Below are 20,193 nucleotides of genomic sequence, written 5' to 3'. Positions count from 1 at the left end.
CGGTCTCTGACCGCCCCGATACGGTAGTTTAGCTGCAAAGCTTGGAGGTACTATGACCAAGTCTGAACTTATTGAAAGACTTGCTGGCCAGCAATCTCATATTCCGGCGAAGGCCGTTGAGGATGCAGTGAAAGAGATGCTTGAGCACATGGCCGCTACGCTGGCCGAGGGCGAACGCATTGAGATCCGCGGATTCGGCAGTTTTTCTCTTCACTACCGTGCCCCGCGTGTAGGTCGCAACCCGAAAACCGGTGATAAAGTTGAGTTGGACGGCAAGTACGTTCCTCACTTCAAGCCAGGTAAAGAGTTGCGTGACCGCGCCAATATCTATGGCTAGTCGCTGACTGCTCATAGCGTTGTTGCTTGTAAAGAATATAAAACGGTGCCTTTAAGGCGCCGTTTTTTTTCGCCTGCGATCTCCGCGATACGCTTGTGAATTGCGTACTGCGCCGCATTTGCGGTGTGGCTGCTGCATAGGCTTCTCTTATCCTGCCATGTTCACCGCATCCTCGTTAAAGCCCGCTGGCGGCGACATGTCGCCTGAATGATCCTGTTTGCCTGCCGTGACGCGTTTTTGCTCATGGTGGAGCCGATGGGAGAAGAGCGATCAAAATTTCGCTGGATCTGGCGATATTCGCCGTTATCTGCGGCATCCTGCCGCTGCTGGTTTTGCCGCAGCTACCTGAGCCATGGCTGCTGTGGCCGATGCTGTTTGTCGCCTGTTTACTGCTGCGCACTCGTTGGCCGCTTTGCCGTTATTTGGCCTGTCTGGGATTGGGATTCATATGGGCGGTTTTCAACGCCGGGAGCCTAATAGGGCAAATGGAGCGCCTAAGCCGCATGCCGGAGGTAACGGCGGTGGTGCAGGTGAACAGCGTCGCTCTAGAGCCTGCTGTCAGTAAGCAGACGCTGATGCGCATCGAGCGGGTCGACGGCCATTGGTTGGTGCCTGCGCTGGCGTTTACCACGACGTGGGCCCCAGAACAGCAGCGGTTATGCGCCGGGCAGCGTTGGCAGTTGAAACTGCGTTTGCGGCCGGTGCACGGCAAGCTCAATGAAGGCGGCTTTGACAGCCAGCGTTGGGCAATCGCGCAGCGCCAACCCTTGACCGCGCAGGTCAGGCAGGCTCGTTTGCTGGCGGGCGATTGCGGCCTGCGCCAGCGCATAATCAGCCATGCGGAAACCAACATCGGTGAATTGCGTTACAAGGCGGTGTTGCTGGCGCTGGCGTTTGGTGAGCGAACCGCACTGGAGCAGGCTTTGCGCACGCTGATGCTGAAAACCGGCATTGCTCACCTGATGGCCATCTCGGGGCTGCATGTGGCAATGGTCGCCATCTTGTTTTGGGCGGTGCTGCGCGCGCTGCAATTTTTTCTTCCCGCCCATTTGATTGGCTATCGTTTTCCGCTGATCGCAGGCTGGCTGGCGACGCTGGCCTATGTTTGGCTGGTGGGCGCTCAGCCGCCGGCGGTACGTACCGCATTGGCGATGACCTTATGGATGTTGCTGCGCCTGCGCGGCGTACATTGCTCCGCCTGGCAGGTGTGGTTGTGGTGCGTCGGGCTGATTTTGCTGTGCGATCCGCTGGCGGTATTGTCGGACAGCTTCTGGCTGTCGGTGCTGGCGGTAGGTTGCCTGATTTTTTGGTTTGAATGGGCGCCGCTCGGCGAACGATTTCGTGCAGCCTGGTATTGGGCGCCGGTGCGCTGGCTGCATATTCAGCTGGGCATGACGTTGCTGCTGGTGCCGATGCAGGCCGCATTGTTCCTGGGGCTGACGCTGGCCTCACTGCCCGCCAACCTGTGGGCGGTGCCCATCGTCTCGTTGGTGACGGTGCCGTTAATTTTGCTGGCGGTGATGTGCGGCTTCTTCCCCTCATTAAGTTACGGGCTTTGGTGGTTGGCGGATCTCACTCTGTCATGGGTGTTTGTTCCGCTGAATTACCTGCAGCGCGGTTGGGTGGATTTGGGCGCCGCCTCGCTGTTGGCCAGCGCAGCGGGATGGTTAATCGTCATATGTTGGCGCTTTCATTGGTGGTGGCTCTATGCGCCGGGGCTGGCGGCGATCGCGATATGCTGCCTGCTGTGGCGGGGAAAAGAATCGGATTATCGCTGGCGAGTCGATATGCTCGATGTCGGGCACGGCCTGGCGGTGGTGATCGAGCAGAACGGCAAGGGAATATTGTACGACACCGGCGATCGTTGGCCTGCAGGCAGCGCCGCCGAGCGGCATATTTTACCGATGCTGAACTGGCGGGGTATTGAACTGGAACAGATCATTATCAGCCATGCACATCTCGATCATATCGGCGGGCTGCCGACGATGCGGCGAGCATTTCCACTGGCTACAGTGCGCAGCCCGATCCGCGGGGAAGGGCACTTGCCCTGCGTCGCCGGCGAGCGTTGGCGCTGGCAGTCGTTGCAGTTCGAAGTGTTGTGGCCGCCGAAAACGCTCAAAAGGCCGGTCAATGACGACTCTTGTGTGATCCGTATCGACGACGGTAAATACAGCCTGCTGCTCACCGGCGACGCGGAAAAGAAGGCGGAGGCACAGCTGATTCGATTGCGGCGCGACCGTTTAGCGGCCACGGTATTGCAGGTGGGGCACCATGGCAGCAGAACGTCTTCGACGCCGCCGTTTCTGCGCGCGGTCAATCCGGAGGTGGCGCTGGCGTCAGCATCTCGTTACAACAAATGGCGATTGCCGGCGCGTAAAGTGGTCGCCAGATACCGGGCAAATGGCATTACATGGCGCGATACGACGCGCTCCGGCCAGTTATCGGTACTTTTTTTCGACAACGATTGGCAAATTAAAGGCTTTCGCGAACAATTAATGCCCCGTTGGTACCATCAGCGGTTTGGCGTAGAGGGCGATAATGAGTAAAATAGGCCGCTATTTCTTCCGATGCTGGTATTTGCATGATGAATGATAAAGATCTCTCGACCTGGCAGACATTCCGTCGACTCTGGCCGATGATCACTCCTTTTAAGACCGGGCTGATTGTGGCCGCCATTGCGTTGATTATGAACGCAGCGGGGGACACGCTGATGCTGTCTCTGCTTAAACCGCTATTGGACGATGGGTTTGGAAAAACCGACAGCAGCGTGCTGGTGTGGATGCCGCTGGCGGTGATTGCGCTGATGCTGATGCGCGGCGTGACCAGCTTTGTTTCAAGCTACTGCATTTCCTGGGTTTCCGGCATGGTGGTGATGCAAATGCGCCGCCGCCTGTTTGGCCACATGATGAGAATGCCGGTGGCCTTCTTCGATCAGCAGTCCACCGGGACGCTGCTGTCGCGCATTACCTATGATTCCGAGCAGGTGGCTTCCTCCTCTTCCAGCGCGCTGGTGACCGTGGTGCGTGAAGGGGCCTCGATCATTGGCCTGTTCATCATGATGTTCTACTACAGCTGGCAGCTGTCGGTGATCCTGATCGTGCTGGCGCCGATCGTTTCCATCGCCATTCGCCTGGTGTCCAAGCGTTTCCGCAACATCAGCAAGAACATGCAGAACACCATGGGGCAGGTGACCACCAGCGCCGAACAGATGCTGAAAGGCCATAAAGAAGTGCTGATCTTCGGCGGCCAGCAGGTGGAAACCGAGCGCTTTAACTCGGTCAGCAACCGCATGCGTCAACAGGGCATGAAACTGGTCTCCGCGTCTTCCATTTCCGATCCGATCATTCAGCTGATCGCTTCGTTGGCGCTGGCGTTCGTGCTGTTTGCTGCCAGCTTCCCAAGCGTGATGTCAACTCTGACCGCCGGTACCATTACCGTGGTGTTCTCGTCGATGATTGCGCTGATGCGTCCGCTGAAGTCGCTGACCAACGTCAATGCCCAGTTCCAGCGCGGGATGGCGGCCTGTCAGACGCTGTTCTCCATTTTGGATATGGAGCAGGAAAAAGACACCGGTACCCGCGAAGTGGCGCGTGCGAAAGGCGATATCGAATTCCGCAACGTCACCTTCTACTACCCGTCCAAAGAAACACCGGCGCTGCGTGATATCAACCTGAAAATCGCCGAAGGCAAGACCGTCGCATTGGTGGGCCGTTCCGGTTCGGGGAAATCCACCATCGCCAACCTGTTGACGCGCTTCTACGATATTCAGGAAGGCGAAATCCTGATGGATGGCCACGATCTGCGTGAATACACCCTGGCCTCACTGCGTAATCAGGTGGCTCTGGTCTCGCAAAACGTGCACCTGTTCAACGACACCATCGCCAACAACATCGCCTATGCGCGCGAGAGCGAATACAGCCGCGAGCAGATTGAGAAAGCGGCCGAAATGGCGTACGCGATGGACTTCATCAACAAGATGGAAAACGGCCTGGATACGGTGATCGGTGAAAACGGCGTGATGTTGTCCGGCGGCCAACGCCAGCGCATCGCCATCGCGCGTGCGCTGCTGCGCGACTGCCCGATCCTGATCCTGGATGAGGCCACCTCCGCGCTGGATACCGAGTCTGAACGCGCCATTCAGGCGGCGCTGGACGAGCTGCAGAAGGATCGCACTTCGCTGGTGATCGCTCACCGCCTGTCGACCATTGAGAAGGCGGACGAAATTCTGGTGGTGGAAGACGGCCGTATCGTCGAGCGCGGCGAGCACGCCGAGTTGCTCGAACGGCAGGGCGCCTATGCGCAGCTGCACCGCATGCAGTTTGGCCAATAATGATTGAGCGCATCTGGTCCGGCGGCTCGTTGCTCTATCTGGCGCTGCTGCCGCTTTCCTGGCTGTATGGTCTGTTTAGCGGGTTGATCCGCCTCAGTTACCGTTGCGGCCTGCGGAAAAGTTGGCGCGCGCCGGTGCCGGTGGTGGTGGTGGGCAACCTCACCGCCGGCGGCAACGGCAAAACGCCGATGGTGATCTGGCTGGTGGAACACCTGCAGCAGCGGGGCTATCGCGTTGGCGTGGTGTCGCGCGGCTACGGCGGCAAGTCGGCGGTCTATCCCCTGGTGCTCAGCCAGAGTACCTCGACCCGCGAGGCGGGCGATGAGCCGGTGCTGATTTATCAACGCACCGGCGCGCCCGTGGCGATCGCGCCCAAGCGAGCCGAGGCGGTACAGGCCTTGCTGCAACAGCAGCCGTTGGATGTGATCATTACCGATGACGGCTTGCAGCACTATGCTTTACAGCGTGATTTTGAACTGGTGGTGATCGACGGCGTGCGTCGTTTCGGCAACGGCTGGTGGCTGCCCGCGGGGCCGATGCGCGAACGCGCCACACGGCTTGACAGCGTCGATGCGCGCATCGCCAACGGCGGCGTGGCACAGGCCGGGGAGATCGCCATGCGTCTGCAGGCGCGTGAAGCGGTGAACCTGCTCAGCGGCGAGCGCCGCCCGGCGGCGGCGTTGCCACGCGTGGTGGCGATGGCGGGTATCGGCCATCCGCCGCGCTTCTTCGCTACGCTGGAAAAGTTGAACGTCGAGGTCATACAGGAAGTGGCGTTTGCCGACCATCAGGAATATCAGCAATCGCAGCTTGCGGCTCTGACGTCTGCAGAACAAACGTTGCTGATGACGGAGAAGGACGCGGTGAAGTGCCGTGCCTTTGCCCAGCCTAATTGGTGGTATCTGCCGGTTGATGCGGTGCTACCGTCCGATCAGGCTGAGCAACTGCTGCAGGATATCGAATCCCTGCTGGCTAAATAACCTCAGGGTGCCAGCGCGGCAAGCCCCAGGGCTTGCGCGCAGGCTTCCAGCGAACGCTGCTGAGTTTGCTGATACAGCGCCAGCTCGTCGATCACCGCACTGCCCAACGCTTGTTCAAAGGCTGCCCGGCTGGAGGCCGCGTTGTACTGCGCATGGCGGCTGTCCCCCAAATTCGACTGGAAAATCCCCGCTGCGCTGACCGGCAGAAAATCTTCATACACCAGCGGTTGGAAGCGAACGTGTTCTTGCTCGATCAGTTGCTCCAGGGTGCTGTGCTTATCCATTGACTCTTTGGCCGCCAGGCCGCACTCGGTTGGGAAATAGCGGAACCAGGCCAGCTGTTGCTCGCGCAGCGTGGCGTAATCATCTGGAAACGCCCGGAAGTTTTCCTCCAGCAGTTGATAGTAGCGCTCGGCATTCTTCTCGCTCGGCGGTGCCTGCAGCGCATCGTTGGTGGCTTGCAGCAGACGGTCGTAAAGCTCGCGGCCTTTAGGCGTCAGCGCTACGCCGCGCTGTTCGATTTCGCCAAAGCGAGCGGTATGGTGACCGGTAACGGCATGGCCGTCGCGTTCAACGAAATCGACGCTTTCTTCCAGCGCCTTGAAACTGGTCTGGCGCAGCAGGATCGCACGGCGGCGGCGCGGCGGGCCTTCGATGACCGCCTTGGGCGTAATGCCACGGCCGGGCATCGCCTGCTGAACGCGATCGATATCCAGCGTGCGTGGCGTCAGGTGGTTGATATGCGGCCCTTTAAACGCCACCACGTCAGCGATCAGGCGATGCTGATCGTGCAACTGCCGATACTCCTCGGTGCTGACCGTTGCCCGGTTATGCCAGCGGAAGGTTTCCAGCGCTTGTTCGACGAACTCCTGCGCTTGCACTTCATTCAATCCGCCTTGCGTTTCCTGCAGCGCGATCAGTTCCAGCGCGCGATCGGTAAAGATACGACGGCGCGCCAGCAGGCGCTCGGCCAGTTCTCGCAGCGCAGGATCTTCTATCAGCTCCAGGCGCAGCAGGGAGGTAAATACGCGGAATGGACTGATCTGCAATGCGTCTTCGTGAATGGCGCGGAAAGCGGTGGAGTGTACGGGAACGCCCGCCACCGACAGGTCATAATAGCCCACCGGCGACATCCCCATCACCCGGAACAGGCGGCGCAGGGTCGCCAGCTCGTCCGCGGTGCCGACCCGGATGGCGCCGTGGCGCTCCATGGCCAAACGCGCGATCTCGCCGGTGATTTGCAGTTGATGAGCCAGTGCGGCATCTTCGCGCAGCACCTGTCGGTTGGTTTCCGCCACCAGTTCCAGCAGATCGCCGTACAGCGGTACCTCCTTTTGGTACATGTCCGACATCGCGTGAGAGAATCTGGCGCGGATTTCATTAGGTGAAACGAACTGCTGGGCGGTCATGCGCATAGCTCCTTGATTCAGCATAATCTGAAAAATAGTGTTTTTAGCGGCAAAAGTGCTGGCGAAAAAGCCGTCTGCCTTGTTTTCCCCTCAAGTTTAGCCATCTGATTTGGGATTTGTTATAGGCGCACCAAGCATATTAGAGTTTTATGCGTTAGCTCTCATTTGCGGCGCACTCACGGGCGAGCGGCGCCCTGGCCAGGGGAGAGCCGCAGGGGATTACCGGTGATGAACGGTAAATTAATTCATGTATATTCATGAGGATAAAAATAAATGCAGCGTAAAGGCAAATTTAATGCAACAAACCACTTGTGCATTCATCATTTTTATGAGTAAATGCAAGTCGGCCTGTAATCCAGACCTATTTATGTTCGAGTTTAGAGTTAAGCAGTTCCTCCAAAAACGTTATCATCCGATTCCGCTTCAAAGACGAACCTTCTAAGTACCTCCCATAAGTAATGTTTCTGAAACGGCCCAAATTGCCTCTTATGGCAGGTTTTGTAAATATATTTAAAGGTAAATGTAATGTCTAAGAAGACTGGTCAGGTTAAGTGGTTCAACGAAAGCAAAGGTTTTGGTTTCATTGAGCAGAACGACGGCGGCAAAGATGTATTCGTACACTTCTCCGCAATCATGACCGACGGTTTCAAGACCCTGGCTGAAGGCCAGCGCGTCGAGTACACCATCCAGGACAGCCCGCGCGGGCCGGCTGCCGCCAACGTAGTTGCTCTGTAAGAATACAGGTCACGCGTATAAAAGATCTTAATACAACCATGGTAACGCCTCAGCGCTGAGTCATGCGGAAGATATTAAGTTCAACAAGCCCGCCTTAGTGCGGGTTTTTTATTTTTTTGCTCACGAGAGGTTTGTTACGAAAAACTTTAGGATGGGCTGGTAGCGTCCAGACAATATAAAAAATGACGTTGTCAAGGATGCTCAAGTAAAAGGATATAAGTTATGTTTAAAAATACTGTGTTAAAAATGGGCCGCGTGAAATGGTTTAATCAGGCCGAAGGCTATGGTTTTATTTCACCGGTAGATGGCAGCGACGAAATCTATGTCAATCGCAACGCTATCGCCAACACCAAAAATAAGTCGCTGAACGAAGGTCAGAACGTTGAGTTCTCGATCTACCGCAGCTCGCATGGGCTGTCCGCGGCAGACGTTATCGCGTTCTGATCGCACCCTCCTTCCTCGCCAGTGCCGGTGCCGCCACCCGCAAGCACTGGCGAAGATAAATCCCTCGATATCCACTATTATCAGGCCACTGTCTACTCGCCACGGATATCAGGATGACCACCCCGATAATTTCCCTTGCCGCCGCTCGCGCGCTGCATCTTGCCGCCCAGGGGCTGCTTTCTCCGCTTAAACACCAGGCCCGGCCCGATGACGTGGTGAGCGCGATCCAACGCATGGGGCTGTTACAAATCGATACCATTAGCGTTGTCGCCCGCAGCCCGTATCTGGTGCTGTTCAGCCGCTTGGGAGCCTATCAGCCGGAATGGTTGGAGCAGGCGCTGGCCGGCCGCAAACTGTTCGAGTATTGGGCGCATGAAGCCTGTTTTCTGCCGATTGAGGATTTTGGCCTGCTGCGCCACCGCATGTTGGCACCTCATGACATGGGGTGGAAATACTCTGCCGATTGGGTGCAGCAGCACCAGACGGCAATGGATGATCTGTTGCGGCACATTGAACAGCGGGGGCCGGTACGCTCGGCCGATTTCAGCGCCGAGAAAAAGGGCAACAGCGGGTGGTGGGACTGGAAACCGGAGAAGCGGCATTTGGAGATCCTGTTTACCGCAGGCAAGTTGATGGTGGCCGAACGGCGTAACTTCCATCGGGTTTACGATCTGACCGAAAGGCTGCTGCCGGCCTGGGACGATGCGCGTCATACGCTGCCTGCGGAGCGGGCGCGCCGACAGATGCTGCGCCGCACCTGCCGCTATCTGGGCATATTCCGCGCCGAATGGTTGGCGGATTACTATCGGCTGAAACGCATTGCGCCGAAAGCCTTGCTGGCAGAGCTGCAGGAGCAGGGGGAGATTACGCCAGTGCGGGTAGAGGGGCTGGAAGGGCAGTTCTATGTGCATGAATCACTGGCGGAACTGCTGCCGTTGGCGGAGCTGGGCAAACTCAAATCGACAGTCACCAGCCTGCTATCACCGTTTGATCCGGTGGTTTGGGATCGTCGCCGGGCGCTGGAGTTGTTCAACTTCGACTATCGGCTGGAGTGCTATACGCCGAAAGAAAAACGTCGCTACGGGTATTTCACGTTGCCGGTGCTGCATCGCGGTGAGCTGGTGGGGCGGATTGACGCCAAGGCGCACCGCCGCCAGGGCGTGTTCGAGATCATCAGTTTCCATGCGGAGCCGCAGGTGCGCTTCGGCAAACAGCGGGCGCAGGATATCCGACAAGCCATCGCGCGCAGCGCCAAATGGCACGGCGCGCAACGCGTCGCACTGGGCGACATTCCAGCGGCGCTGGCCGCTGAATGGGGTTCCGGCTGGGAAGTGGGATAACGAGCGACGCCGTCGGTGGGGGTAAAACGAAGTTCAGCGCCGCTCGTTACAAAGGGGGCTCAGTGGCTGAAGTTAGCGAACAGAGCGATGATTTTTTGCAGACGTGTGATCACACATTGTTATTTTGTGTGACATTCATCACAAAATTCTACGCCGGGATGCGCCGCAGTTCAAGCTGTTGCGCCGGCGTTGTGAGGAAATATCGGCGGGCTGACGCCGCCGATGATTAACCTGAGGCCGGGCGTTATGCTATCCTCACCCACTTTCCCAGATGACCTATCCCCTTGCGGAGGATGCATGGACCACCGTTTACTCGAAATCGTTGCCTGCCCGGTATGCAACGGCAAACTCTACTTCAATAAAGAAAACCAGGAGCTGGTGTGCAAAGCGGACGGGCTGGCTTACCCGCTGCGCGACGGCATTCCGGTGTTGTTGGAAAATGAAGCGCGTGCGCTGTCGCTGGATGAGAAACACGCATGAGTTTTATCGCCATTATTCCCGCACGCTACGCCTCAACCCGTCTGCCGGGCAAACCGCTGGCCGATATTCACGGCAAGCCGATGGTGGTGCACGTGATGGAGCGCGCCCGTGAGTCCGGCGCCAGCCGCGTCATTGTAGCGACCGACCACCCGGAAGTCGCCAAAGCAGTGGAAGCCGCCGGCGGCGAAGTGTGTATGACCAGCCCGGATCACCATTCCGGCACCGAACGTTTGGCGGAAGTGATCGCGCACTACGGCTTTACCGACGACCAGATCATCGTTAACGTGCAGGGCGACGAGCCACTGATCCCGCCGGTGATCGTGCGGCAGGTGGCGGAGAACCTGGCGGGCAGCCAGGCCGGCATGGCGACGCTGGCGGTACCGATCGAGAGCGCCGAAGAGGCTTTCAACCCTAACGCGGTGAAGGTGGTGATGGACGCGCAGGGCTATGCGCTCTATTTCTCACGCGCCACCATTCCGTGGGATCGCGAGCGTTTCGCCGCGTCGAAAGAGAGCATCGGCGCCAGCCTGCTGCGCCACATTGGTATCTACGCGTACCGCGCCGGTTTCGTCCGCCGTTACGTCAGCTGGGCACCGAGCCAACTGGAGCAGATTGAGCTGTTGGAACAGCTGCGCGTGCTGTGGTACGGTGAAAAAATCCACGTGGCGGTCGCGAAAGCGATCCCGAGCGTGGGGGTCGATACGCCGGAAGATCTCCAGCGCGTGCGCGACAGCATTAAACCTTGAGCCTGAGGTCGTCGGCGCGCCGCGCAACGCGCCGACGATGCCCCCCCCTCACTTTGATCCCCGTTTTGTTGATCTGCGTTGAAGAATTTTTCCGCTCACCGTTCGATGATGTTACGCATTCCCCCTTACTAGCCTGAGGTGAATGCCTTATGGAGCAGTTACGCGCCGAACTGAGCATCGTGCTGGGTGAGCCCATCAGCCGGCTGGAACGGGTGAGCGAGCAGCCTTATGCGCATCTGTATTCGCTGTATGATCGGCAGGGCAACGCCATCCCGCTGATGGCGAAAAGCTTTATCTGCCAGGGCATCGCCCAGCAGGAAGCTTACAAGCTGTCGATGCTGGCGCGCGACGGGGATATTCGTCTGCCTACGGTGTACGGCGTGGTATGTACCCACCAGGCGCCGTATAAGGAAATTCTGCTGATCGAGCGCCTGCGCGGCGTGTCGGCCGAAGCGCCGACGCGTTCGCCGGACCGTTGGAACATGTTGATGGAGCAGATCGTCGACGGGGTATTGGTCTGGCACCGCATCGACAGTCACGGCAGCGTCGGCAGCGTTGACAGCACGCAGGAGAACGACTGGTTTTGCTGGTATCAACAGCGGGTCGAGGTGCTGTGGGCGACGGTGGTCAATCTCAATACACCGCAGTTGACGATGGCGGACCGGCGCTTGCTGTACCGCACGCGCGAAGCGCTGACGCATTTCTTCGTCGGTTTCGACGATCCCTGCGTCCTGGTGCACGGCAACCTGTCGCTGCGCAGCATGCTGAAAGATCCCAAAAGCGATCAGCTGTTGGCGATGCTCAATCCCGGTGTGGTGCTGTGGGCGCCGCGCGAATACGATCTGTTCCGCCTCTGCGAAGCGGGTATGCCCAGCCAGCTGTTGTTCAGCTATCTGCAGCGGGCACCGGTCGCCGACTCTTTCCTGGCGCGGCGCTGGCTGTACGTGGTGTGGGAAGCGGTAGGGCGGTTGATCCATACCGGCAAGCTGGAGCGGCGGCCGTTCGACTATGCGTCGCAACAGCTGCTGCCCTGGCTGGCCGGTTGAACGGGGCCTACTCGGCGCCAGCGCGATCCGCGCCTTTCAGCCATTGCCACAGGCTGCCCAGCGTTTCATACCAGGCGCGTTCGGTATGGCCGAGGAACATCGACGACGGCATGGTGCGCGCCCAAATGTTCAGCGGCGAGTCGATCGCCAGCTGATTGGCCGGCGCCGGGATCGGATGCAGGCCTTTGGCCTCGAAGAAGCGCATGGCGCGCGGCAGATGGTTGGCGGAGGTCACCAGAATGAACGGTTGCTCGCCGACCAGCTTCGCCACCTGAGCGGCTTCTTGCTCGGTATCGCGCGGTTCCCCCAGGATCACCATATCGCTGCGCGGCACGCCCAGGCTTTCGGCCACCAGCGCCGCAGTGGCGGCGTTGCTTTGCATACGCCCGCCGGACGCGCCGGTAAACACCATCCTGGCACCGGGGTGCGCGAGGTAGAGCCGCACGCCTTCCGTCACCCGCGGCAGGCTGTTGCCGAGCAGGTTCGAGCTGGGCGCCCAGTCGGGGTTATAGGTATAGCCCCCACCCAACACCACGATGTAGCTGACCGGATCGTTGCCGCGATAAGTCTGGTATTCGGCTTCGATCGGCCGCAGTAGCCGATCGGCCACCGGCTGCAGGCTGAAAAGCAGTAAAAACAGCCAGCTCAGCGTGAAAATCGCCTTACCGCTTTTTTGCCAGCGGGTAAACCACAGCAGCAGCAGCGCCAGCCCCATCAGCAGCATCAACAGCGGCAGCGGCATCAGCAGGGCGCCGAAGAACTTTTTCAGGTTGAACAGCATCGAAAATCAGATCCTTTTGGGTGAAAAAGCGGCATCCAGGCATAAACAGGCCGCAAGAAGATACATTCTAAGCCAGTCTGTGCCAAAATAGCAGGTTTGAATGGGCGTGCGCTTTGCCGCCGATAAGAATGAGATCAGCGGAGCCGTTGTCCATGCAGGATCGCAATTTTGACGATATTGCTGAAAAATTTGCGCGTAATATTTACGGCACCACTAAAGGGAAAATCCGCCAGGCGGTGGTTTGGCAGGATCTGACCGGGCTGTTGGCGCAGTTGCCGCAGCGGCCGCTGCGTATCCTCGACGCCGGGGGCGGTGAAGGCCATATGGCCTGCCAGCTGGCAGAATTAGGACATCAGGTGTTGTTGTGCGATCTTTCTGGTGAGATGATCCAGCGCGCCGCGCAGCTGGCGGAACAGAAAGGTGTGAGCCAGAACATGCAATTCGTACAAAGTTCTGCGCAGGATATCGCTCAACATTTGGAACAGCCGGTTGATCTGATATTGTTTCATGCAGTGCTTGAATGGATCGCCGAACCCGAAGCGGCGCTACAGGCGTTGTACGACTGCCTGACGCCGGGCGGCGCGCTGTCGCTGATGTTCTTCAACGCCAACGGCCTCTTGATGCGCAACGTGGTGTTGGGTAACTTCCAACTGGTGGATCCCGAGGTCAGGCGGCGCCGCAAGCGTTCGCTGTCGCCACAATACCCACACGATCCGCTGCAGGTCTACGGTTGGCTGGAACAGCTGGGCATGCGCATCGTCGGTAAAACCGGCGTGCGGGTGTTCCACGATTATCTGCAGAGCAGACAGCTGCAAACACAAAAATTTGAAGAGTTACTGGCGCTTGAACAGCACTATTGCCGGCAGGAGCCGTACGTGAGTTTGGGGCGCTATATTCACGTCATGGCGCATAAACCAAACCTGAAGGACGAACTATGAGTGAATTTTCCCAGACAGTACCCGAACTGGTCGCCTGGGCACGGAAAAATGATTTCTCTATTTCGCTCCCTACGGAGCGTCTCGCATTTCTGCTCGCCATCGCCACCCTGAACGGCGAACGACTGGATGGCGAGATGAGCGAAGGTGAGCTGGTTGATGCATTTCGCCATGTCAGCAAGGGTTTTGAACAGACGCATGAAACGGTAGCGATACGCGCCAACAATGCGATCAACGACATGGTGCGCCAGCGCCTGTTGAACCGCTTTACCAGCGAACTGGCGGACGGCAACGCGATTTACCGTCTGACGCCGCTGGGCATCGGCATTACCGATTACTATATTCGCCAACGCGAATTCTCCACGCTGCGTCTGTCGATGCAGCTGTCGATCGTGGCGCAGGAACTGAAGCGCGCCGCCGACGCCGCCGATGAAGGCGGCGACGATTTCCATTGGCACCGCAACGTGTTCGCACCGTTGAAATATTCGGTGGCGGAAATTTTCGACAGCATCGACATGACCCAACGCGTGATGGACGAACAGCAGCAGAGCGTAAAAAGCGACATCGCGGCGCTGTTGAGCAAAGACTGGCGAGCGGCGATCTCCAGCTGTGAGATGCTGCTGTCGGAAACCTCGGGCACCCTGCGCGAACTGCAGGATACGCTGGATGCGGCGGGCGACAAGCTGCAGGCCAACCTGCTGCGCATCCAGGACGCCACCCTCGGCAACGTGGAGCTGGGCTTCGTCGACAAGCTGGTGTTCGATCTGCAGAGCAAGCTGGATCGCATCATCAGCTGGGGCCAGCAGGCGATCGACCTGTGGATCGGCTACGATCGCCACGTGCATAAATTTATCCGTACCGCGATCGATATGGATAAAAACCGCGTGTTCGCCCAACGCCTGCGCCAGTCGGTGCAAACCTATTTCGACCACCCGTGGGCGCTGACCCATGCCAATGCCGATCGTCTGCTGGACATGCGCGACGAAGAACTGGCGCTGCGCAGTGAGGAAGTGACCGGGGAACTGCCGCCGGATCTGGAGTTCGAAGAGTTCAGCGAAATTCGCGAACAGCTGGCGGCGATGATCGAACAGGCGTTGAAGGTGTACCAGGAACAGCAGATGCCGCTCAACCTTGCAGCGGTGATGCGCGATTATCTGGCGCAATATCCGCGTGCGCGTCATTTTGACGTGGCACGTTTAGTGGTCGACCAGGCGGTGCGCCTCGGTGTGGCTGAAGCAGATTTCTCAGGGTTGCCGGCGGAATGGCAGGCAATCAATGATTACGGAGCCAAGGTCCAGGCCCATGTCATCGACAAATATTGAACAAGTAATGCCAGTCAAGCTGGCCAAGGCGCTGTCCAACTCGCTGTTCCCGGCGCTGGACAGCCAACTGCGCGCGGGTCGTCACATCGGTATCGATGAGCTGGACAATCACGCCTTTTTAATGGATTTCCAGGATGAGCTGGAAGAGTTTTACAACCGTTACAGCGTCGAGCTGATTCGGGCGCCGGAAGGTTTCTTCTATTTGCGCCCGCGCTCCACCACGCTGATCCCGCGTTCGGTGCTGTCCGAGCTGGATATGATGGTCGGTAAAATCTTGTGCTACCTGTACCTCAGCCCCGAGCGCCTGGCGCATGAAGGCATTTTCAGCCATCAGGAGTTGTACGACGAGCTGCTGAGCCTGGCCGATGAGAACAAGCTGCTGAAGTTTGTTAACCAGCGCTCCACCGGGTCAGATCTCGATCGGCTGAAGCTGCACGAAAAGGTGCGCACCTCGCTGAACCGCCTGCGCCGTCTCGGCATGGTCTACTTCATGGGCAATGACAGCAGCAAGTTCCGCATTACCGAGGCGGTGTTCCGCTTCGGCGCCGACGTGCGCAGCGGCGACGATCCGCGCGAAGCGCAGCTGCGCATGATTCGCGACGGTGAGGCGATGCCGGTTGAAAACAGCCTGTCGCTGAATGATGAGAATGAGGCTGAGGATCAGCAGGTTGATAATGCTCCTGACGGTGCAGAGGATGAACAGGAATGATTGAACGCGGTAAATTTCGCTCGCTGACGCTGGTTAACTGGAACGGCTTCTTCGCCCGCACCTTTGATTTGGACGAGTTGGTGACCACGCTGTCCGGCGGCAACGGGGCGGGGAAATCCACCACCATGGCGGCCTTCGTCACCGCGCTGATCCCCGACCTGACGCTGCTGCACTTCCGTAACACCACCGAAGCGGGCGCCACCAGCGGCTCGCGCGACAAAGGCCTGCACGGCAAACTGCGCGCCGGTGTGTGTTACTCCACCCTCGACGTGGTCAACTCGCGCCACCAGCGCGTGGTGGTCGGCGTGCGTCTGCAGCAGGTAGCGGGGCGCGATCGCAAGGTCGATATCAAACCTTTCACCATCCAGGGCCTGCCGACCGCGGTGCATCCGACCGAGCTGCTGACCCAGACCGTGGGCGAGCGCCAGGCGCGCGTGTTGTCGCTGCAGGAGTTGAAAGAGCGTGTGGAAGAGATGGAGGGCGTGCAGTTCAAGCAGTTCAACTCCATCACCGATTACCACTCGCTGATGTTCGATCTGGGCGTGATCCCGAAACGTCTGCGTTCGTCCGCCGATCGCAGCAAATTCTACCGTCTGATCGAAGCGTCGCTGTACGGCGGTATTTCCAGCGCCATCACCCGCTCGCTGCGTGATTACCTGCTGCCGGAAAACAGCGGCGTGCGCAAGGCGTTCCAGGACATGGAAGCGGCGCTGCGCGAAAACCGCATGACGCTGGAAGCGATCCGCGTCACCCAGTCGGACCGTGACCTGTTCAAACATCTGATCTCCGAAGCCACGTCCTATGTGGCGGCGGACTATATGCGCCACGCCAACGAACGCCGCATCCATCTGGACGGTGCGCTGGCGCTGCGCAGCGATCTGTTGGGTAGCCGCAAGCAGCTGGCCGCCGAGCAGTATCGCCATGTGGAAATGGCGCGTGAGCTGAGCGAACAAAGCGGCGCCGAATCCGATCTGGAAACCGATTACCAGGCCGCCAGCGACCACCTGAATCTGGTGCAGACGGCGATGCGTCAGCAGGAGAAGATCGAACGCTATGAAGCCGATCTGGAAGAGCTGACCTACCGTCTGGAAGAGCAGAACGAAGTGGTGGCCGAAGCGAGCGAGCAGCAGGCCGAAAACGAAGCGCGCGCCGAAGCGGCCGAGCTGGAAGTGGACGAGCTGAAGAGCCAGCTGGCCGACTACCAGCAGGCGCTCGACGTGCAGCAGACCCGCGCCATTCAGTACCAGCAGGCGCTGCAGGCGTTGGAGCGCGCCCGCACGCTGTGCCAACTGCCGGATCTGACCGCCGACAACGCCGAGCATTGGCTGGACACCTTCCAGGCCCGCGAGCAGGAAGCGACCGAAGCGTTGTTGAGATTGGAACAGAAGCTGAGCGTGGCCGACGCCGCGCACGGCCAGTTCGAACAGGCCTATCAGCTGGTGGGTAAAATCGCCGGTCAGGTCAGCCGCAGCGAAGCCTGGCAGTGCGCGCGCGAATTGCTGCGCGATTGGCCTTCGCAGCAACACCTCGCCGAGCGCGTTCAGCCGCTGCGCCTGCGCCTGAGCGAGCTGGAACAGCGCCTGCGCTCGCAGCAGGATGCCGAGCGCCTGCTGCAAGAGTTTTGCAAACGTCATGGCCAGGAGTACCAGCCTGACGATCTCGACATGCTGCAACAGGAGCTGGAAGAGCGTCTGGAAGCGCTGTCGCAGAACGTCAGCGAAGCCGGCGAACGCCGCATGGAGATGCGCCAGGAGCTGGAGCAGATCCAGCAGCGCATCCGTGAGCTGACGGCGCGTGCGCCGGTGTGGCTGGCGGCGCAGGATGCCCTGGGCCAGCTCAGCGATCAGAGCGGCGAGCCGCTGGAAAACAGCCAGCAGGTGACTGAATACATGCAGCAACTGCTGGAGAGCGAGCGTGAAACCACCGTCGAGCGCGACGAAGTGGCATCACGCAAGCGGGAAGTGGAAGCGCAGATCGAACGTCTCAGCCAGCCAGGCGGCGCGGAAGATCAACGGCTGGTCACGCTGGCCGAACGTTTCGGCGGCGTGCTGCTGTCGGAAATTTACGATGACGTCACCATTGACGATGCACCTTACTTCTCGGCGCTGTACGGCCCTTCGCGCCACGCCATCGTGGTGCCTGATCTGTCGCTGGTGCGCGAGATGCTGGAAGGGCTGGAAGATTGCCCGGAAGATCTTTACCTGATCGAAGGGGATCCGCAGTCGTTCGATGACAGCGTATTCGCCGTCGAAGAGCAGGACAAAGCGGTGGTGGTGAAAATCGCCGATCGCCAGTGGCGTTATTCCCGCTACCCGGAAGTGCCGTTGTTCGGCCGCGCGGCGCGCGAGAACCGCCTGGAAGTGCTGCATGCCGAGCGTGAAACGCTGGCGGAGCGTTACGCCACGCTGTCGTTCGACGTGCAGAAAACCCAGCGTTCGCACCAGGCCTTCAGCCGCTTTATCGGCACTCATCTGGCGGTGGCGTTCGACGCCGACCCGGAAGCGGAGATCCGCGGCCTGAACGCCCGTCGTGGCGAGATCGAACGCGCGCTGAACAATCACGAGGCGCAGAACCAGCAGCAACGTCAGCAGTACGATCAGGCCAAAGAGGGCATCTCCGCGCTCAACCGGCTGATGCCGCTGGTGTCGTTGTTGAATGATGAAACGTTGCAGGATCGCGTCGACGAGATCCGCGAAGAGCTGGAAGAGGCGCAGGATGCCGCGCGTCATATTCAGCAGCACGGCGTGTCGCTGGCCAAGCTGGAGCCGCTGTTGTCGGTGCTGCAGAGCGATCCGCAGCAGCATGAGCAGTTGCAGCAGGACTACGCGCAGGCACAAAGCGTGCAGCGCCAGGCCAAACAGCAGGCGTTCGCGCTGACTGAAGTGGTGCAGCGCCGCGCGCACTTCAGCTATACCGACTCTGCCGGTATGCAGAATGCCAACAACGATCTTAACGACAAGCTGCGCCAGCGCCTGGAGCAGGCGGAAGCCGAACGCGCCCGTGCCCGTGAACAGCTGCGTCAGTACCAAACCCAGTTCACCCAGTACAGTCAGGTGCTGGCCTCGCTGAAAAGCTCGTATGACGCCAAGCGCGACATGTTGAAAGAGCTGAGCCAGGAACTGCTGGACATCGGCGTGCAGGCTGACGCTAACGCCGAAGCGCGCGCGCGTCAGCGCCGCGACGAACTGCATGCGGCGCTGAGCAACAACCGCGCTCGCCGCAATCAGCTGGAGAAACAGCTGACCTTCTGCGAGGCCGAAATGGACGGCCTGCAGAAGAAACTGCGCAAGTTGGAACGCGATTATCACCAGCTGCGCGAACAGGTGGTGACTGCCAAGGCGGGCTGGTGCGCGGTGATGCGTCTGGTGAAAGACAACGGCGTGGAGCGCCGCCTGCATCGCCGCGAGCTGGCGTATATGGATGGCGACGAACTGCGCTCGATGTCGGATAAGGCGCTCGGTGCGCTGCGCTTGGCGGTCGCGGACAACGAACACCTGCGCGACGTGCTGCGCCTGTCGGAAGATCCGAAGCGGCCGGAACGCAAAATCCAGTTCTATATCGCGGTGTACCAGCACCTGCGTGAGCGTATCCGTCAGGATATTATCCGCACCGACGATCCGGTCGAGGCCATCGAGCAGATGGAGATCGAGCTGGGCCGTCTGACCGAAGAGCTGACCGCCCGTGAGCAAAAGCTGGCGATCAGTTCGAAAAGCGTGGCCAACATCATTCGCAAAACCATTCAGCGCGAACAGAACCGCATTCGCATGCTGAACCAGGGGCTGCAGGCCGTCGCCTTCGGTCAGGTGAAGAGCGTGCGCCTGAACGTTAACGTGCGTGAAGCGCACGCCACCCTGCTGGACGTACTCTCTGAGCAGCAGGAACAGCACCAGGATCTGTTCAACAGCAACCGCCTGACCTTCTCCGAAGCGTTGGCCAAGCTGTATCAGCGCCTGAATCCGCAGATCGACATGGGGCAGCGCACGCCGCAGACCATCGGCGAGGAGTTGCTGGACTACCGCAACTACCTGGAGATGGAGGTGGAAGTGTTCCGTGGTTCCGACGGTTGGCTGCGTGCGGAAAGCGGCGCGTTGTCCACCGGTGAAGCCATTGGTACCGGGATGTCGATCCTGGTGATGGTGGTGCAGAGTTGGGAAGAAGAGTCCCGTCGCCTGCGCGGTAAAGACATCTCGCCATGCCGCCTGCTGTTCCTCGATGAAGCGGCGCGTCTGGATGCCAAGTCGATCGCCACGCTGTTCGAACTGTGCGACCGTTTGGAGATGCAGCTGATCATCGCTGCGCCGGAGAACATCAGCCCGGAGAAAGGCACCACCTATAAACTGGTGCGCAAGGTGTTCCAGAACCACGAGCATGTGCATGTGGTGGGGTTGCGCGGTTTCGCCGGCGAGCCGCCGGCGCTGGGCGCCGCACAGGTAGAGGCGTCGTAACGCAGAAAAACGCCCTAAAAATCCGAAAATAGCCGCCGCAGGGTGGCTATTTTTTTGTGCGCGTGGATGATAGTCCTGCTTTTTTATCCGTTGAAAAGCGGTTAGTTTAATCACATAAACAGTTATTCGACGCCCGCAGGGCGAAACGGCCTTT

At 59.3% G+C, this 20,193-nt stretch carries 16 protein-coding genes; 14 read left to right on the top strand and 2 right to left on the bottom strand.

Going from position 1 to position 20,193, the window contains the following annotated elements; all coding sequences use genetic code 11:
- Positions 1-52: 52 nt before the first annotated feature.
- The 4 genes from ihfB (at position 53) to lpxK (ending at position 5,647) form a co-directional block, all read left to right on the top strand.
- The gene (gene ihfB / locus BHU62_RS00925; RefSeq protein ID WP_004928264.1) at positions 53-337 is read left to right on the top strand and encodes an integration host factor subunit beta; all 285 of its coding nucleotides are present in this window, start codon (positions 53-55) and stop codon (positions 335-337) included.
- A 275-nt stretch (positions 338-612) separates the two neighbouring features.
- Positions 613-2,883, top strand: coding sequence for a ComEC family protein (locus tag BHU62_RS00920; RefSeq protein WP_078061985.1), 2,271 nt, complete (start codon positions 613-615; stop codon positions 2,881-2,883).
- Between the two features lie 35 nt (positions 2,884-2,918).
- Positions 2,919-4,667 carry a lipid A ABC transporter ATP-binding protein/permease MsbA gene (msbA, locus tag BHU62_RS00915; protein ID WP_073528715.1) on the top strand — a complete coding sequence of 583 codons (1,749 nt, stop codon included), beginning with the start codon at positions 2,919-2,921 and terminating at the stop codon, positions 4,665-4,667.
- Entirely contained in the window at positions 4,667-5,647 is a 981-nt protein-coding gene (gene lpxK, locus BHU62_RS00910; protein ID WP_073528714.1) for a tetraacyldisaccharide 4'-kinase, read from the top strand. The genes msbA and lpxK overlap by 1 nt, the downstream gene beginning before the upstream one ends.
- A gap of 2 nt (positions 5,648-5,649) precedes the next feature.
- Here lpxK and BHU62_RS00905 read toward each other — a convergent pair whose 3' ends face one another.
- Positions 5,650-7,056 carry a VOC family protein gene (locus BHU62_RS00905; protein WP_073528713.1) on the bottom strand — a complete coding sequence of 469 codons (1,407 nt, stop codon included), beginning with the start codon at positions 7,054-7,056 and terminating at the stop codon, positions 5,650-5,652.
- Positions 7,057-7,581: 525 nt separating this feature from the next.
- Here BHU62_RS00905 and BHU62_RS00900 point away from each other — a divergent pair.
- The 6 genes from BHU62_RS00900 to BHU62_RS00875 all read left to right on the top strand — a co-directional run bounded on the left by BHU62_RS00900 (position 7,582) and on the right by BHU62_RS00875 (position 11,847).
- Positions 7,582-7,791 (top strand): cold shock domain-containing protein, encoded by a 210-nt coding sequence (locus BHU62_RS00900; RefSeq protein WP_019454537.1) that lies wholly within the window; start codon positions 7,582-7,584, stop codon positions 7,789-7,791.
- A gap of 222 nt (positions 7,792-8,013) precedes the next feature.
- Positions 8,014-8,235 (top strand): cold-shock protein, encoded by a 222-nt coding sequence (locus BHU62_RS00895; RefSeq protein WP_004928241.1) that lies wholly within the window; start codon positions 8,014-8,016, stop codon positions 8,233-8,235.
- A gap of 113 nt (positions 8,236-8,348) precedes the next feature.
- On the top strand, positions 8,349-9,575 hold the full coding sequence (locus BHU62_RS00890; protein ID WP_073528712.1) for a winged helix-turn-helix domain-containing protein: 1,227 nt from the start codon (positions 8,349-8,351) through the stop codon (positions 9,573-9,575).
- 297 nt (positions 9,576-9,872) lie between these two features.
- Positions 9,873-10,055, top strand: coding sequence for a Trm112 family protein (locus BHU62_RS00885; RefSeq protein WP_004928237.1), 183 nt, complete (start codon positions 9,873-9,875; stop codon positions 10,053-10,055).
- Positions 10,052-10,801 (top strand): 3-deoxy-manno-octulosonate cytidylyltransferase, encoded by a 750-nt coding sequence (gene kdsB / locus BHU62_RS00880; protein WP_073528711.1) that lies wholly within the window; start codon positions 10,052-10,054, stop codon positions 10,799-10,801. The genes BHU62_RS00885 and kdsB overlap by 4 nt, the downstream gene beginning before the upstream one ends.
- A 149-nt stretch (positions 10,802-10,950) precedes the next feature.
- Positions 10,951-11,847 (top strand): YcbJ family phosphotransferase, encoded by an 897-nt coding sequence (locus BHU62_RS00875; protein ID WP_073528710.1) that lies wholly within the window; start codon positions 10,951-10,953, stop codon positions 11,845-11,847.
- Positions 11,848-11,854: 7 nt separating this feature from the next.
- On the opposite strand, the gene elyC is transcribed toward BHU62_RS00875, so the two are convergent.
- Positions 11,855-12,628, bottom strand: coding sequence for an envelope biogenesis factor ElyC (gene elyC / locus BHU62_RS00870; RefSeq protein WP_073528709.1), 774 nt, complete (start codon positions 12,626-12,628; stop codon positions 11,855-11,857).
- Positions 12,629-12,780: 152 nt separating this feature from the next.
- Here elyC and cmoM point away from each other — a divergent pair, with 152 nt between their 5' ends.
- Genes cmoM through mukB form a run of 4 tightly spaced genes read left to right on the top strand, consistent with a single transcriptional unit; the run spans position 12,781 to position 20,039 of the window.
- Positions 12,781-13,566, top strand: coding sequence for a tRNA uridine 5-oxyacetic acid(34) methyltransferase CmoM (gene cmoM / locus BHU62_RS00865; protein WP_073528708.1), 786 nt, complete (start codon positions 12,781-12,783; stop codon positions 13,564-13,566).
- Positions 13,563-14,885: a chromosome partition protein MukF gene (gene mukF / locus BHU62_RS00860; protein ID WP_073528707.1), complete on the top strand. Its 1,323-nt coding sequence runs from the start codon at positions 13,563-13,565 to the stop codon at positions 14,883-14,885. Before cmoM ends, mukF begins: the two co-directional genes overlap by 4 nt.
- Positions 14,866-15,594: a chromosome partition protein MukE gene (gene mukE, locus BHU62_RS00855; RefSeq protein WP_073528706.1), complete on the top strand. Its 729-nt coding sequence runs from the start codon at positions 14,866-14,868 to the stop codon at positions 15,592-15,594. Before mukF ends, mukE begins: the two co-directional genes overlap by 20 nt.
- Positions 15,591-20,039 (top strand): chromosome partition protein MukB, encoded by a 4,449-nt coding sequence (mukB, locus tag BHU62_RS00850; RefSeq protein WP_073528705.1) that lies wholly within the window; start codon positions 15,591-15,593, stop codon positions 20,037-20,039. Before mukE ends, mukB begins: the two co-directional genes overlap by 4 nt.
- Positions 20,040-20,193: the final 154 nt, after the last annotated feature.

The organism is Serratia marcescens, from assembly GCF_001902635.1.
GTDB lineage: Bacteria > Pseudomonadota > Gammaproteobacteria > Enterobacterales > Enterobacteriaceae > Serratia > Serratia marcescens_F.
This window is presented reverse-complemented; position numbering and strand designations above follow the sequence as displayed.

Bases quoted from the DNA above. Each gene is read 5' to 3' on its own strand.
- BHU62_RS00895 (WP_004928241.1), top strand. From the start codon at position 8,014: ATGTTTAAAAATACTGTGTTAAAAATGGGCCGCGTGAAATGGTTTAAT.
- cmoM (WP_073528708.1), top strand. From the start codon at position 12,781: ATGCAGGATCGCAATTTTGACGATATTGCTGAAAAATTTGCGCGTAAT.
- BHU62_RS00875 (WP_073528710.1), top strand. From the start codon at position 10,951: ATGGAGCAGTTACGCGCCGAACTGAGCATCGTGCTGGGTGAGCCCATC.
- elyC (WP_073528709.1), bottom strand. From the start codon at position 12,628: ATGCTGTTCAACCTGAAAAAGTTCTTCGGCGCCCTGCTGATGCCGCTG.
- mukE (WP_073528706.1), top strand. From the start codon at position 14,866: ATGTCATCGACAAATATTGAACAAGTAATGCCAGTCAAGCTGGCCAAG.
- BHU62_RS00890 (WP_073528712.1), top strand. From the start codon at position 8,349: ATGACCACCCCGATAATTTCCCTTGCCGCCGCTCGCGCGCTGCATCTT.
- msbA (WP_073528715.1), top strand. From the start codon at position 2,919: ATGATGAATGATAAAGATCTCTCGACCTGGCAGACATTCCGTCGACTC.
- BHU62_RS00900 (WP_019454537.1), top strand. From the start codon at position 7,582: ATGTCTAAGAAGACTGGTCAGGTTAAGTGGTTCAACGAAAGCAAAGGT.
- kdsB (WP_073528711.1), top strand. From the start codon at position 10,052: ATGAGTTTTATCGCCATTATTCCCGCACGCTACGCCTCAACCCGTCTG.
- BHU62_RS00905 (WP_073528713.1), bottom strand. From the start codon at position 7,056: ATGACCGCCCAGCAGTTCGTTTCACCTAATGAAATCCGCGCCAGATTC.
- mukF (WP_073528707.1), top strand. From the start codon at position 13,563: ATGAGTGAATTTTCCCAGACAGTACCCGAACTGGTCGCCTGGGCACGG.
- BHU62_RS00885 (WP_004928237.1), top strand. From the start codon at position 9,873: ATGGACCACCGTTTACTCGAAATCGTTGCCTGCCCGGTATGCAACGGC.
- lpxK (WP_073528714.1), top strand. From the start codon at position 4,667: ATGATTGAGCGCATCTGGTCCGGCGGCTCGTTGCTCTATCTGGCGCTG.
- ihfB (WP_004928264.1), top strand. From the start codon at position 53: ATGACCAAGTCTGAACTTATTGAAAGACTTGCTGGCCAGCAATCTCAT.
- mukB (WP_073528705.1), top strand. From the start codon at position 15,591: ATGATTGAACGCGGTAAATTTCGCTCGCTGACGCTGGTTAACTGGAAC.